The following is a 15,063-nucleotide window of genomic DNA, read 5'->3' as shown; positions in this document are numbered from 1 at the left end:
CGCTGTCTTCCACGGTTACCTGCTTGAAGGTGGTCCATGACCTTCGTAACGGCGTGTACCACCGGGAGTGCCGCGGCAAACCGGGTTGCGGGGTCAAGAAAACTTGACATGGGGGGTGGGTGGGCCTACGTTCGGCCGTGTCAAGTTTGTTTTACATAAGGGGTGGCCGTGGCGGTCGAGGAGATCCGGGCGTGGATCATGCTCGTGGTGTCGGTGCTCGGCTACCTGGCCTACGTGGTGATCGTGCTGGCCAAGGCCGGGGACGGTCCGTTGGTCGAGGTGTCCTACGCGTGGACGTTGCTGTGGATCGTGGCCGCGGCGATCGTGGTGTCGATCGTGCTGCACATCCTGTTCGGTGCGCTGGCAACGGGTGCGGACCGGCGCAAGGACCAACGGGATCGGGAGATCGGGCGGCTCGGTGACTACATCGGACAGTCCTTTGTGATCATCGGCGCGGTGGCGGCGATGCTCATGGCGATGGTCGAGTTGGCCCACTTCTGGATCGCCAACGTGATCTATCTGGCGTTCGTGCTGTCCGCGGTGGTCGGGTCGGTGGCGAAGATCTTCGCCTACCGCAAGGGTTTCCAGTCATGGTGAAGCCGACCAGGGTCACCAACCGGATTCGGGCGCTGCGTTTCGAGCACGGGCAGATGACCCAGGCGGACCTGGCCAACCACCTGGGGGTGACTCGGCAGACCGTGATCGCGATCGAGCAGGGGCGGTACTCGCCGTCGCTGGAGGTGGCTTTCCAGATCGCCCGGGTTTTCCGGGTGCCGCTGGACGACGTTTTCCAGTACCCGGATCAGCCGGAAACGTTGCCGTAGCAGGATGTTCGGCATTTCGAATGCTGTACGCAACTCCGAACGACGGGTAAGCTCGGTCACTTACCGGGATCCTGCGGATGCTAGGGGTGATTGGCATGCGGTCATGGCTGGCGCGGGTAGCGATGGCGGTGGCGGCGGTGCTGGCCGCGAGCATGCTGTCGGTGGGCTCGGCGAGCGCGGCGGGCACCTTCGCCAACCCGCTGGCCCAACGCGGGCCGGACCCGTGGCTGCAGTACTACAACGGCAACTACTACCTGGCGGCCACGACCTGGAACAACACCATCACGATGCGCCGGGCGCGCACGCTGGCCGGGTTGGCGACCGCGCCGGAGACCGTGGTGTTCCGGCTGACCCGGCCCACCGCGGCGGGCACCATGTGGGCGCCGGAGTTCCATCTGCTCAACGGTCCCAACGGGCAGCGCTGGTACCTCTACTACACCGCCGGCCGGGAACCGTTCAACCTCAACACCCAACGCATCCACGTCGCCGAGAGCGCCGGCCTCGATCCCATGGGGCCCTACACGTTCAAGGCCGACATGCTCGACCCGGTTGCCAACAACACCTGGGAGCTGGACGGGAGCATCCTGCAGTTGGGTGGCCGGCTCTACCTGCTGGGCACGTTCTTCAACGGCGCGCAGCCCGCCTTCATCCGCCCGCTGTCCAACCCGTGGACGGCCAGCGGCACCCGGCGAATCCTGTCCAGCGCGACGCTGAGCTGGGAGCGGGTCGGCGGCGCGGTCAACGAGGGCCCGGAGGTCATCCAGCGCAACGGCCGGACGTTCATCGCGTTCTCCGCCAGCCACTGCTCGACCCCGGACTACAAGATCGGGCTGCTCACCTACAACGGCGGCGATCCGCTCAACCAGTCCTCCTGGGTGAAGTCCCCCCAGCCGGTCTTCCAGCGCAACGACGCCAACCGGGTGTTCGGCCCTGGCCACAACGGTTTCTTCAAGTCACCGGACGGCACCGAGGACTGGATCGTCTACCACGCGACGAGCACGCCGGGCGGCTGCGACATGAACCGGAGCACCCGGGCACAGAAGATCACCTGGAACGCCAACGGGACGCCCAACTTCGGCACCCCGGTCCGGTTGGGCGCCCAGGTACCCGCGCCGTCCGGCGAGCCGGCCCAGTAATGGCGCGGGAGGTCGGGCGCCGGGCGGTCCTGGCCGCCGCCGGCGCCGCGGCGGCCGGCACGGTGCTGGCCGGGACGGCACGCGCGGACCAGACCGTGCTCGTCGACCCGGTCGCCGACTTCGGCCGCTGGGAGGGGTGGGGTACCTCGCTTGCCTGGTGGGCCAACGTGTTCGGCGACCGGGACGACCTCGCCGACCTGTGGTTCACCACGAGAACGGTGACCTACCAAGGCATCCCGCTGCCCGGTCTGGGCATGAACATCGCCCGGTACAACCTGGGCGCGTGCGGCTTCAACACCGTGCTCGGCGAGCGGATGGTCGCCTCCCCGAACATCCCGCCGTTCAAACAGATCGAGGGCTACTGGCAGGACTGGACCAACGAGGACCCGAACTCCGCGGCCTGGAACTGGTCGGTCGACGCCAGGCAGCGGGCGGCGCTGGTCAAGGCCGTGGCTCGGGGGGCGATCGCCGAGCTGTTCGCGAACTCACCGATGTGGTGGATGTGCCTCAACCACAACCCGTCGGGTGCGGCGAACGCCGGGAACAACCTGCAGTCCTGGAACTACCGCCAGCACGCCGCGCACCTGGCCGCGGTGGCGCAGCGCGCCCGGACCAGCTGGGGCGTCACGTTCCGCACCGTGGAGGCGTTCAACGAGGCCACCTCCAACTTCTGGCGGGCCGACGGCTCCCAGGAGGGCTGCCACATCGACGCCGCCATCCAGCGCACGATTCTGGGTCACCTGCGCAGCGAGCTGAACCTGCGTGGGCTGTCCGGCACGATGATCGCGGCCTCCGACGAGACCAACTACGACGTCGCCCGGGCCACCTGGGCCAGCTACGATCCGGCCACCCGGGCGCTGGTCAACCAGGTCAACGTGCACGGCTACCAGGGTTCCGGCGGGCGGCGCGACCTCCTGTACAACGACGTGCGGGCGGCCGGCAAGATCCTGTGGAACTCCGAGACCGGCGACAACGACGGCACCGGCCTGTCCATGGCGCGCAACATCCTGCTGGACCTGCGCTGGCTGCACCCGACCGCGTGGGTGTTCTGGCAGGTCATGGATCCCAGCCCGAACTGGGCGCTGATCCACTACGACCCGAACACCCTGCGGTCCGGCGCCGTGCAGACCAAGCTCTACGTGCTGGCCCAGTTCACCCGGCACATCCGGCCGGGGATGCGGATCATCGGCACTGCGGTCGACAACGCCGCCGCGGCCTACGATCCCGCGGCACGGCGGCTGGTTCTGGTGGGCGCCAACCCCGGCGCGGCGCAGACGATCACCTTCGACCTGTCCCGGTTCGCCACCGTGCCGGCCACCCCGGTCGCCCGGTGGACCACGGTGCCGGCCGGCGCCGACCGGTACGTCCAGCGGACCGACCTGCGTCCGAACGGGCGGCTGCTGGCGGTGCCGTTCCCGGCCGGTTCGGTGCAGACCGTGCAGATCGACGGGGTCGCCTGACCTAGTGCCGGCCCGAGACGATGGGCGGCAACTCGGCAAGCGTGGTGATCACTCGCACGGACGCGACGGGCCGGCCAGCACGGATCAGCGCGACCCCGGAATAGCCGAGTTGGACCGCGGCCGAGACGAGCCGCGGATCGTCATCGACGAACAGGCACTCTTCGGGCTGGAGACCGAGAAGGTCGCTACCGGCCGCGTACATCCGCGGATCCGGTTTGCGGCAACCGACGACCGCGGAGATGGCGAAACCCGCGAAGTAGTGCTCGATGCCCACACTGCGGTAGGTGACCTCCAGTCCGGCCCAGTTGTCCGACACCACCGCCATGCCGACACCCCAGGCGCGCAACTGGTCGAGGACGGGCTCGACATCCGGAAAGACCTCGACGGCCGGCCGTGCCGGCGGCGCCTCCAACTCGTGCAGGAGCGCCGCGGACGGGTTGTGGATGCCCAGAACCCGCAACATGGCTCGGTGGTAGTCGGTGCGACCCGCCGAGGTGCCCACCGCGTCGATGAACCGCTCCCCGGCATCGAACGCCTCCGGAAACAGCTCGGCCGGGGTGTTCGGGTGGGCAGCGACGACGATTGCCTCGAAGTCGTACCGCGGGTTCCAGCGCCCACCCTTCGGGCGGATCAGGACGCCACCCGAGTCGAACAACACCCCACGCACCCGCCGGTCTGTACCCGTTCCCATCTCAGGACTTGGGTTCTTTGGCCCGTTCGCGGCGGGCGGAGGCGGCGAGGTTGATCGACTCGACGAAGACCGAGAAGGCGATCGGGCCGTAGACGTAGCCCTTGGGGACGTGGAAGTCGAGACCCTCGGCGATCAGGCTGCCGCCGATCAGCAGCAGGAACGCGAGCGCGAGGACCTTGATCGACGGGTGCTTGTTGACGAAGGTGCTGATCGGGCCGGACAGCAGCAGCATCACGGCCATCGCCACGACGACCGCGCTGATCATGATGGACAGTTGCTCGACCATCCCGACCGCGGTGATCACCGAGTCCAGCGAGAAGACGATGTCGATGGCCACGATCTGGCCCACCACCGCGCCGAACGTCGCCGCGCGCCGGCCGCCGGACTGCTGCTCGTGGCTTTCCAGATGGTGGTGCAGCTCGACGGTGGCCTTGCCGAGCAGGAACAGGCCGCCGAGCAGCAGGATGAAGTCGCGGCCGGACAGCTCGTGGCCCCACAGGGTGACCCAGGGCTCGGTCAGGCCGATCACCCAGGACAGCGACGCGAGCAGCAGCAGGCGGGTGATCAGCGCCAGGGACAGCCCGATGGTGCGGGCCCGGGCCTGCTGGTTGGCGGGCAACCGGCCGGCCAGGATCGAGATGAACACGATGTTGTCGATGCCGAGCACGATCTCCAACAGCAACAACGTGACGAAGGCCAGCCAGAGCTCCGGACTGGTCACCCATCCCAACGAAACGCCACCTCACTCGGCTGATTCGGACATATCGCTCACGAACCACTGTGCCATGAGAAGGGCGATCCGTCTCGTCGGGTCACCGGCCGTAGATCCGTAGCTCGTCCGCGGTGAGGGACCGGGAGATCCGGTCCTCGGCCAGCGCGCGCACCTCGTCGAGCGAGCCGCAGACCTCGCAGCGCTGCACCCGCACCGTGCCGTCCTCGTGCGTGGTGAGCAGGGTCCGGCTGTCCGGGGCGAACGCCACGCTCTCCACGGTCGACAGGAATCCTTGGAAGACCACGGGTTCGCCGTCGCCGGAGGACCGCCAGACGCGCATGGCGCCGTCGTTGCCGGAGGTGGCGAGGTACCGGCCGTCCGGGCTGAACGCCATGCCCCACACCAGACCCTGGTGGCCGTGCCGGACCACCGGCTCGCCGCCGCCTGCCGGCCAGATCCGCACGGTGCCGTCGTGCCCGCCGCTGACGATCCGGCCGTCCGGCGCGAATGCCACGCTGAACACCGGTCCCTGGTGCCCGCGCAGGACCATCGGCGGACCGGTGCCGTCGATGGACCAGACCCGTACGGCGCCGTCGCCGCCGGTCCCGGCCACCCGGCGGCCGTCCGGACTGACCGCGACACCGCGGACCGCACCCCCGTCCCCGCGCAGCACCACCGGATCACCGCCGCCGGCCGGCCAGATCCGCACGGTGCCCTCGTCTCCGCCGACCACGATCCGCCCGCTGTCCGGGGTGAACGCGACCGTCCACACCTTTCCCTTGTCCGGCTTGAACACCGGCCCGGTCCCGGAGTCGAGGTCCCAGACCCGGGCCGTGCCGTCCAGCGAGGTGCTGGCGACCAGCCGGCCGTTCGGGCTGACCGCCACGTCCAGCAGCTCGTCGTCGTGCCCGCGCAGCACTTTCCGCTCGGTCCCGGTCGCGGTCCAGATCCGGATCGTGTGGTCCGCCCCGCCGCTGACGATCCGCGTGCCGTCCGGGGTGAACCGGGCGCTCCAGGTGGCTCCGTCGTGCCCGCGCAGCAGCATCGGGTCGCCCGGCGGCGTCACCGACCACAGCCGCAGCATGCCGTCGGTGCCGACGCTGGCCAGCCGCCGCGAGTCCGGGCTGTAGGACACGCTCCACACCTCGCCGCGATGGCCGCGCAGCACGATCGGGTTGGTGTCCGAACCCGCGGCGAGCACCCGGATCGTGCCGTCCTGCCCGCCGCTGGCCAGGGTGCGCCCGTCCGGGGCGTACGCCACCGCCAGCACCTGGCCCTGATGTCCGCGCAGCGCGACCGGCGCGGTGGCGCCGGTCGGGTCCCAGACCCGGACGCTGCCGTCCAAACTGGAGCTGATCAGGTGGCGGCCGTCCGGCGCGTAGGCGAGCTCGCCCTGGCTGCCCGGTTCGGCGCGCTGCACGACGGGTGCGCCGCCGCCGGTGCGGTCCCGGATCAGCAGCACACCGTCGCGGTGGCCGGTGGTGGCCAGGTACCGGCCGTCGGGGGAGAACGCGACGCTGTTGTACCGCTTGTCGTCGTGCCCGGTCAGCAGCACGGGTTCGGCGTCCGGTGCGGCGAGGTCCCAGACCCGCACGCCCTCGTCGGCGGCGCTGGCCACGTACCGGCCGTCCGGCGCCATCGCCACGTCACCGACCCAGCCCTTGTGGCCGCGCAGCACGATGGGCGGTTCGGCGCGGTCCAGCGCCCACACCCGCAGGGTTCCGTCATAGCTGCCGGAGACCAGCCGGCGCCCGTCCGGGGTGAACACCAGCGACCGCACCTGATCGGTGTGCCCGGTCAGCACCACCGGATCCGCCCACGTCGAGCCGGAGTCCGGCGGCTGCCACACCTTCACCGTGCCGTCGTCGCCACCGGTGGCCAGCCGGCGGCCGTCCGGGCTGAACTTCGCCACCAGCGCCCGGCCCTGCCCGGTCGGCACCGAGGCCCGGACCCGGGACTCGGCGACGGCCTGCCGCAGCACCGCGTCGGCCTCCATCGTCGGCCGGATCCGCGCCGCCTCGCGGGCCAGCAGCAGCGCCAGTTCCGGGTCGAACTGCAACTGGCTGCGGGCGTTGGCGGCCAGTTGCCGGGAGTAGGCGATCTCCCGGTCCTCGGCGGCCCGGGCGGCCTGGATCAGCGCCAGCACGGCGAGCAGGCTCACCACCACGACGATCACGCCGAGCGCGACCAGGGTCAGCCGCAGCCGGCGCCGCCTGCCGGACAGCTCCCGGTCCTCGCGGGCGATGCTCTCCGCCAGGAACGCCCGCTCCACGTCGTTGAGCGCGTCCTGCTCGCGGTCGCGCCACAGGGCGAGCAGCGCGCCGCGGTAGAGATAGGCCTCGTCCCGGCCGCCGCGGTCCCACTCGCCTGCGGTGTCGGTGAGCCGGCGCTGCGCGCGCAACGCTTCCCGGTCCGCCGCAAGCCATTCCCGCAACAGCGGCCAGCCGCCGATCAACGCCTCGTGGGCGATCTCCACGGTCTGCTCGTCGACCGTGATCAGCCGGGCCGCGGTGAGCCGGTCCAGCACCTCGGCGGTGGCCGGGTCGTCGCCCAGTTCCGCCGCGGCGACGCGGCGCCGGGTGTCCTCGGTGCCCTCGCCCAGGGCGGTCAACCGCAGCATGATGTCCCGCGCCCGGCGTTGCTGGGGCGGGGTCAGCGCCCCGTAGACCAGTTCGGCGGACTGGGCGATCGCCCCGCCCAGGCCGCCCACCGACCGGTAGTCGGCCAGCCGCAGCCCGACGCCCTTGCGCCGCCGCCAGGTCTCCCACAGCGCGTGGGACACCAGCGGCAGCGCCCCCGGCCGGTCCGCCGCCTCGTCCAGGATCGTTGTCACCAGGCTCTTCTCCACCATGAGCCCGGCGCGGGCGGCCGGTTCGGTGATGGCCGCCCGCAGCTCGTCGGGAGCCATGGGGCCGACCAGGATGTGCGCGTCCTGCAACGCCTCCACCAGCCGGGGATGGCGGGCGCAGTGGGTGAAGAAGTCCGCCCGCAGCCCGAGCACCACGCGGGTGCGGCTGCCCTCGCGGGTGCTCGCGCACAGCAGCGCCGCGATGAACGCCTCCCGCTCGGCGTTGTCCCGGCAGAGCGTGAACACCTCCTCGAACTGGTCGACGACCAGCAGCAACTCGCCGTCGGAGGACCGGGTGGCCAGCAGCGACCGGGCGGACAGGGCGAGGTTGTGCGGCTGCGCGGCCAGTTCGGCGTGCAGCTGGGCGGGTGGGAGGCGCAGTTCGGCGGCGAACCGGGCCGCGCACTCCTCCAGCGGGTGCGGACCCGGGGTGAGCAGCAGCGTCGTGGTGCCGCCGGAGCGCATCGCCGGCAGCAGACCGGCCCGCAGCAGCGAGGACTTGCCCGACCCGGACGCGCCCACCACCGCCACGAACCGCTGCCGGGTCAGCCGTTCGGTCAACCGGGCCACCACAGCCTCCCGGCCGAAGAACCGGTCGGCGTCGTCGATCCCGTAGGCGGTCAGGCCCACGTAGGGGGCGGGACCGGCCGGGGCGTCCGCGCCGCAGCCGGCCGGGCCCGGTTCGAGCGCGGTGGCCGCGACCCGCCAGCGGGCCTCCCAGTCGGCCGGGTCGCCGCCGCAGGCCCGCACGTAGGCCAGCGTCACGGCGAGGGTGGGCAGGGTGTCGCCGCGCGCGGCCTGCGCGAGGGTGGTGGGGGAGTAGTGCGCCAGCCGGGCCAACTCCCGGTATCCCGGGCTGCCGGCGCGTTGCCGCAGCTCCCGTAGCTCGACGGCGAAGCGTGCGACGACGCCTCCGTCCGGATCGACCGGACGCTCTGGACGCGGCATTCTTCCTGACCCCCAAGGGACGGATCGGGCTGGATGCGGTCCCGGTGGGTGAGCCGGGAGGCCAACCGCGTGGGCTGCTTCCGGCCGATCCCATCAGGCTGCGGCGGCGAACCATAACGGAGCGCCCGGGGGCCTGTCGATGCCGTGTTCGTTGTGTGGCGGTTGTTTGTGCGGCTCGAATTCCGGAAACCGCACAACCCTGAATCGACTAGACCTGCGGTTGCGCGGTAGCGGGTCCGGCCGCACCCCGGATGTGAAAGTTGGGGGTATTCGTGCGTGTTCGGCCGCGGCGCCGTGGACCGGGGGTCCGCCTCCCCTGCCCGATACCGGTTCGGGCGGGGGAGGCGGCTTTCATCCCGAGGCGCGCGCGACCGGCGCTGCCCGCGCGGTCAGTTCGATCGTGGTGCGCGCGGTGCTGCCGTTGACCGTGACGGCCAGGGTGATGGTGGCCGGGCGCAGCGCCGTGAGCGTGCCGGTGTCCGGGTCGAACCGTGCCGTGTGCCAGGGCCGTAACCCGTGCGGACCACCGATGTGCACGTTCGGCGAGGCGGTCCAGTCGGCGCTGACCGGATAGCGCACGGGCACGGTGCGAGGGCCTTGGACCAGGCTGGCCGAGACGGGGCCGGACGACCCGGCCGGCAGCGTGGCCGGGGCGGTGACGGCGAGGGTGTCCACGTGCGGGCGGACCTCGGCGGACAGCCAGCCCGCCGGGCAGCGGCCGACGCCCCACAGCGACCAGCCGGTGAAGCCGCCGTCGTCCGGGGTGGTGGCCGGGTTCTTGCCGGAGTTGCCGTTGACGAAGTACGGCACACCGTCCACACGGGACGCGTGGAAGGTGCCGACGTGCCCGCCGATGAACGCCGCGCCCTTGCCGGTGCGGGTCTGGAAGTCGCCGAGCCAGTCCTCGATGGTCGCCGCCTCCTTGCGGTCGGACAGTTCGCTGGCCCGGGCCGGGGTCGGGTCGCGCGGCGGCACGTGCGCCACCAGCACCACGGAGTCGACCGTGCGGTCCGTGCCGGCCCGGTCCAGCTCCCGACGCAGGGTGCGCAGCTGGGTCCAGTCGCTGCCGCGCACCGAGATGGCCGAGGTGTCGAACGTGATGAACCGGGTCCGTTCGTGGTCGAAGATCCGCTGTGCGTCGCCGAACACGGCACGGAAGTTGGCCACCGTCCCGTCCGCGCGCTCGTGGTTGCCCGGCACGTAGTAGTACGGCAGCGCGCCGGCCAGTTCCTCGTCCAGGATCCGGCGGGCCAGCGCGAAGTCCGCCGGGGTCGCCTCGTCGACCAGGTCGCCGTTGATGATCAGGAAGTCCGGCCGGGCGGCCCGGACCTCGCGCAGCGTCCGGCGGGCGTTGCGGACGATGTCGCTGTCCGGGTCCCTGGCCACGAACTGCGCGTCGGACATGACCGCGAACCGCCAGCCGGACACCGTGCCGTCCCGCACGATCAGCGGGTCGGCGGTCACCGGCCGGGGCGGCGCCTGGACCGGCGGCGCCACCAGCGCGGTGAGCCCGTCGATGGTGATGTCGCCCCGGTAGGCAGCGTCCGCCCGGGTCTCGGCGGCGTAGAACCGGCGCAGCGTCAAGGGATAGACCGTGCCGGCCGGCACCGCGAACTCGAGTTGCCGCCAGCCGGTGTAGGTGAGGAACCCGGCCCGGAACGCCGGGAGCAGCGTCCCGTTGCCGTCCCAGGCCTGCAGGCTGGCCCATTCGCCGTTGCCGGTGGAGTGCACCCACAGCCGCAGTGCCTTGGGCTGGCCCGGAATCCGCAGCCCGGCCGGGGCGAGGGCGCCCCCGGTGCGGGTCATCGTGGACTGGGTGAAGTCGTAGGTCAGGCGCAGCCCGCCGCCCTGCTGCCCCTCGGCGGGTGCGGCCGTTCCGGTGGCACGTTCGCCGAAGTACCGCCAGTCCGCCGGGTCGTCGAAGTCGGCGACGCTCACCTCGGTCAGCCCGACGGTCACCGGCACGACGGTGCGTGCCCCGGCCGCCTCGACCGTGACCAGGGCGGAACCGGTGGCGCCGCGGCCGGTCACGGTGAACTGCCCGTCGGCGCCCGGGGCGATGTCGAGCAGGTCGCGGTCGTAGCTCAGCCGGACGTCCACCGGCTCGACCGGCGCGCCGAACCCGTTGCGGTCGTAGCCCAGGACGCCGAACGTGCTCGACTCGCCGGGGCCGGTCAGCGCCACCTGCTCCCGGGTGGTCTCCAGGCGGGCCACCGGGTCCAGCACGGTGAGCTGGATCCGGCCGGACACCGGGCCGCGGTGGGCGGTGACCGTGGCGGTGCCGGGCGAAGCGGCGCGGAACACGCCGGTGCGGTCGACGGAACCGTTGCTGCCGCGCCAGTTCGGGGTGGCGGCGGCCGGCCCGTAGGTCTCGTCGTGACCGGCCGCGGTCAGCGTGCGGGCCAGGCCGGGGAACACCCGGTCCGGGCGGCCGCCGGCCACGGTGGACGATCCGGAGGCGCGGGCCGGGTCCAGCGCGGTGCGCACCCAGAACCCGGTCAGCCGCCCGCTGCCGCGCGGTGCGAACAGCGCCAACCCGTTGGGCACCGGCCGTTCCGTGCCGTCGGACGGCCGGTTCTCCAGCTTCGGCGCGGCCGCGCCCGGCTCCCGGGCGACGATCGTGGTGGAGCCGCCGCCGTCGAGGTTGACCGCGTGGTAGGCGCCGAGCTCGACCATCATGGTGGCCAGTTCGTCCAGGCCGAGCCCGTCGGCGAAGGCCGGTTGCCGGCCGTCCGCGGTGAGCAGGAACATCCGCCGCCCGTCCTGGGAGAACCCGACGGCGGTGCGCGGTGCGGCCGGAACGTTGTTGCCCTGGCTGGCTGTCTGCGGCACGCCGCCGACCACGAGCAGCTGCCGGCCGTTGACCGCGGCCTGGATCCGTTGGCCCTGCTCGGTTCGGGCCTGGTACTCGATGGTCAGCGGATCACCCACGGCGAGCCCGGCCAGCGTCGCCGCGCCCTGTTCGCGGCCGACGAGCACCAGTGCGCCGGGCGCGATCGGGCCCTCGCCGGCAGCCGAACGCACGGCGGTGACCCGGTTGCCGACCACCTCGACCTCGCTGACCGCGCCGGCGTTCTGCGTGGCCCGGCACCGGCAGTAGGTGCCCCACTGCGGGGTGAACGCCTCGATCCCGTCCACGGCGAGCGTGGGTTTGTTGACCCCGGACAGGGGGACGGTCCGGCCGGGCAGCGTGATCGTGCCCTCGAAGAACACCTCGCCGACCGAGCCGACGCCGTCCGGGGTCAGGATCGCCGCCGATCGCCGCCAGGTCGGGTCGGCGTCCGGCGACTGGATCAGCTCGCCGGACCGGACCCCGACGCCCAGCGGCGCGGTGGAGTTGTTGATGTCGAAGAAGTCTCCGTTCACGGCGGCCACCGCGCCGGCCCGGGCGGCCTGCGCGGACAGCGGCTCGCCCGTGGCGACCTGGCCGGGGAAAAGGTAGTCGACGGTGGTGCCCCGGGTGAGGTCGACGGTCAGGCTGTCGGCCTGCAGCCAGCCGGGCGATCCGGTGTGGCCGTCCGGCCCGTACCGGTCGAAGGAGCGCAGCGTCACGCCGGGCGCGACCGGCCGTTGCCGGCTGCTGGTCTCGATCCTCGGTTCCGGGGCGGCCAGCGTGCCTGGCACGTCGAGGAAGTCGTCGCCGGGAAAGGCCGCGCTGTCGCTGGTGGCGGTGTCCACCGGCGGTTGCGCGTGCGCGGGAGCGACCGTGCACATGGACGCGGCGAACAGGGGAACGACGAGCAGGCGGAGCCCGATCCTGGTCACCCGCCGAGTAAACCGCCTCCGTGGGGAATTTGCCAGACCTCTAGATGTCTAGAAAATGAATGTCAGGGTGGACGGCTCGCCCGCGGTGCGGGCGGCGACGTGCTCGGCGAGGTTGAAGCCGTCGCTGAGGGTCGCGCCCGCGTCCAGCCGCTCGATCAGCCGGTGCTCGGTGGCCTTGATCGCGGCGGCGGCGTCGAGCAGGGCGTCCACCCGGGCCGGATCCACCACGATCACGCCCTCGTCGTCGGCCATGATCAGGTCACCGGGGTGCACCGGCACGCCGCCGCAGGTGATCGGCACCCCGAGCTCGCCGGGTTCGGTCGCGGGCGCGGCCATCGGGGTGACCGAGCGGCTGAACACCGGCAGCGGGCAGGTCGACACGTAGCCGATGTCCCGGTAGCCGCCGTCGACGACGATCCCGCCGAGACCGCGCACCAGGGCGCCGCGTGCGAACAGTTCGCCGCCGAACGCGATCTCCCGCCCGCCGCCGTCCACGACGATCACGTCACCGGGCGCGGCCGCCTCGATCGCCCGCAGCACCGGCAGGATGTCGCCGCCGCAGCGCACCGTGAACGCCGGGCCGCACAGCCGCCGGGTCGCCGACCGGGGCCGGATCGCCTCGGCCAGCACCCGGGTGGTCTTGTCCGCATCGCACATCGCGGTGGTGTCCACCGCCGCAAACCGGTCAGCCAGCATGGGCCAACCGTAGAGCCCGCTCAGCGCTGGGTGATGCTGACCGCGCCGGACCCGCCCGCCGAGCCGCTGTAGCCGGGGTTGCCGGACGAGCCGAAGTAGCCGCCGTAACCCGGCTGGCCGTTGGGACCGTACGGGTAGCCGAACCCGCCGAACCCGCCCCAGCCGCCGGAGCCGGGCAGTCCGGCGTGCCCGCCGCTGCCGCCGTTGCCGCCGGCGCCGCCGCTGCTGTCGTAGGAGATCCAACCGGGGTTGTAGCCGGCCGGGTAGGTCACCTGGATGGCGCCTGCGCTGCCGCCGGACCCGCCGTTGCCCCCGGCGCCGCCGGTCCCGCCGCTGGCGCCGGTGCCCCCGTTGCCGCCCGCGGCGCCCGGCCACTGGCCGGTGTAGCAGTAGAAGTACTGGTCGCCGCCGTTTCCGCCGCTGCCGCCGCTGCCGCCGCTGCCGCCCTCGCCGCCACTGCCGCCGTCGCCGCCGCGCCCGCCGCGACTGATCAGCTGGTAGGACTCGGTGGAACCGTCCGGGATGTCCAGGGTGAGGTCGCCGCCGGAGTTGGCCTGCTCGCCGGGGGAGCCGGTGCCGCCAGGCCCGCCGCTGTCCCCGCTGCCGCCCTGGCCGCCCTCGGTCCCGGCGCAGAAGAACGGGTCCCAGCCGTCCTGGCCGCGCGAACCGGGGTAGCCCGAGTAGCCGTACTGGCCGGGGAATCCGGGGGCGCCGGAGGGCGCGTCGTGCGCGCTGGTGTCGATGACGGTCACGCCTTGCGTGCCGGCCCCCGCGCGGCGGGTCGCGGTCACCGGGTAGAGCGCCAGCGCATGACCGTTGGCCTCGACCCGCAGCCCGGCGCCGGTGAAGACCAGCTCCCGGGCCACGATCGTGGTGTCACCGCGCAACGTGATCGTGGCGGGCAGGGTGACCGTGCCGCCGAGCACCTGCCCGCTGAGCTGGCCGGCCACGCTGACCTTGTTGTCCGGCAACGCCTTCAGCTCAACCGCGAGCACCTCGCGCCAGTTCGCCCCGGCCGAGGCGATCCGGTCGGCCACCGTCGCCGCCCCCGCCGGCACCGGCGCGATCACCACCAGGCCCAGCACCGCGACCCCAGCCAACCCGCGTAAACCCGCACGACCCATGACCGAACTCCAATGGTCGGAAACGATGATTCCTGCGCGGGCCAGTGAAGCACGGCGCGCGCCGGCCCGGGTATGGCAGATTGCGGTGTCATGCGGGTGGGTGTCGGGTTGGCGGCGTTGGGACGGCCGGCGTACATCAACCTCGGGCGGGACGGTGCGCTGCCGGCGGAGCGGACCGTGGCCGCGATGCGGGATGCCACCTGGCGGGTGCTGGACGCCGCGTATGCCGCGGGCGTGCGGTGGTTCGACGTGGCGCGGTCCTACGGCCGGGCCGAGGAGTTCCTGGCCGGCTGGCTGACCGCGCGCGAGCCGGCCGGGGTGACCGTGTCCAGCAAGTGGGGCTACGCCTACACCGCCGGCTGGCGCACCGACGTGGCCGTCCACGAGGTCAAGGAGCACTCGCTGGCCCGGTTCCGGGGCCAGTTGGCGGAAAGCCGGGCGTTGCTCGGCGCGCGGATCGGGCTGTACCAGGTGCACTCGCTGACCACGGACAGCCCGCTGTTCGGCAACGAGGCGCTGCTGGCGGCGCTGGCCGAGCTTGCCGGTTCGGGGGTGCGGGTCGGGTTCTCCACCTCCGGGCCGGACCAGGCCGCGGTGGTCGAACGCGGCCTTTCGCTGCGGGTGGCCGGACAGCCGGTGTTCACCGCCGTCCAGTCGACCTGGAACGTGCTGGAGCCCTCGGTGGGTCCGGCGCTGGCCGACGCGCACGCCGCCGGAACTCTGGTGCTGCTCAAGGAGACGCTGGCCAACGGCCGGCTGGCGGTCGCGCCGCCGGCCGGGCTGGCCGCGATCGCCCGGCGGCACGGCGTCGGGCCGGACGCGGTGGCGATCGCCGCCGCGCTGGCGCAGCCGTGGGCCG

11 protein-coding genes are annotated in these 15,063 nt (G+C 72.6%); 5 read left to right on the top strand and 6 right to left on the bottom strand.

Features of this window, described 5'->3' with window-relative positions:
* Positions 1-168 precede the first annotated feature (168 nt).
* The 4 genes from VFO68_RS30855 to VFO68_RS30840 all read left to right on the top strand — a co-directional run bounded on the left by VFO68_RS30855 (position 169) and on the right by VFO68_RS30840 (position 3,420).
* Entirely contained in the window at positions 169-597 is a 429-nt protein-coding gene (locus VFO68_RS30855) for a hypothetical protein (RefSeq protein WP_325161938.1), read from the top strand.
* On the top strand, positions 591-824 hold the full coding sequence (locus VFO68_RS30850) for a helix-turn-helix transcriptional regulator (RefSeq protein WP_325161937.1): 234 nt from the start codon (positions 591-593) through the stop codon (positions 822-824). Before VFO68_RS30855 ends, VFO68_RS30850 begins: the two co-directional genes overlap by 7 nt.
* Positions 825-919: 95 nt before the next feature.
* Positions 920-1,960, top strand: coding sequence for a glycoside hydrolase family 43 protein (locus tag VFO68_RS30845; RefSeq protein WP_325161936.1), 1,041 nt, complete (start codon positions 920-922; stop codon positions 1,958-1,960).
* On the top strand, positions 1,960-3,420 hold the full coding sequence (locus tag VFO68_RS30840) for a glycoside hydrolase (RefSeq protein WP_325161935.1): 1,461 nt from the start codon (positions 1,960-1,962) through the stop codon (positions 3,418-3,420). The genes VFO68_RS30845 and VFO68_RS30840 overlap by 1 nt, the downstream gene beginning before the upstream one ends.
* Before the next feature lies 1 nt (position 3,421).
* Here VFO68_RS30840 and VFO68_RS30835 read toward each other — a convergent pair whose 3' ends face one another.
* The 6 genes from VFO68_RS30835 to VFO68_RS30810 form a co-directional block, all read right to left on the bottom strand.
* Positions 3,422-4,087, bottom strand: coding sequence for an HAD-IA family hydrolase (locus VFO68_RS30835; protein ID WP_325161934.1), 666 nt, complete (start codon positions 4,085-4,087; stop codon positions 3,422-3,424).
* A 25-nt stretch (positions 4,088-4,112) separates the two neighbouring features.
* Positions 4,113-4,832: a TerC family protein gene (locus VFO68_RS30830; protein ID WP_325161933.1), complete on the bottom strand. Its 720-nt coding sequence runs from the start codon at positions 4,830-4,832 to the stop codon at positions 4,113-4,115.
* Between the two features lie 91 nt (positions 4,833-4,923).
* Positions 4,924-8,619: a hypothetical protein gene (locus VFO68_RS30825; RefSeq protein ID WP_325161932.1), complete on the bottom strand. Its 3,696-nt coding sequence runs from the start codon at positions 8,617-8,619 to the stop codon at positions 4,924-4,926.
* 351 nt (positions 8,620-8,970) lie between these two features.
* On the bottom strand, positions 8,971-12,384 hold the full coding sequence (locus VFO68_RS30820) for a phosphodiester glycosidase family protein (RefSeq protein ID WP_325161931.1): 3,414 nt from the start codon (positions 12,382-12,384) through the stop codon (positions 8,971-8,973).
* A gap of 48 nt (positions 12,385-12,432) precedes the next feature.
* Positions 12,433-13,080, bottom strand: a complete 648-nt coding sequence (locus tag VFO68_RS30815; protein ID WP_325161930.1) for an RraA family protein — start codon at positions 13,078-13,080, stop codon at positions 12,433-12,435.
* 20 nt (positions 13,081-13,100) lie between these two features.
* Positions 13,101-14,204, bottom strand: coding sequence for a hypothetical protein (locus VFO68_RS30810; protein ID WP_325161929.1), 1,104 nt, complete (start codon positions 14,202-14,204; stop codon positions 13,101-13,103).
* A gap of 90 nt (positions 14,205-14,294) precedes the next feature.
* Between VFO68_RS30810 and VFO68_RS30805 the strand changes: the two genes are divergently transcribed.
* A partial coding sequence (locus tag VFO68_RS30805; protein WP_325161928.1) for an aldo/keto reductase occupies positions 14,295-15,063 on the top strand: 769 nt, incomplete at its 3' end.

It is taken from the genome of Actinophytocola sp., from assembly GCF_035712165.1.
GTDB lineage: Bacteria > Actinomycetota > Actinomycetes > Mycobacteriales > Pseudonocardiaceae > DASYTH01.
Note: the sequence above shows the minus strand (reverse complement) of the source record. Positions and strands in the feature narration are given on the sequence as shown.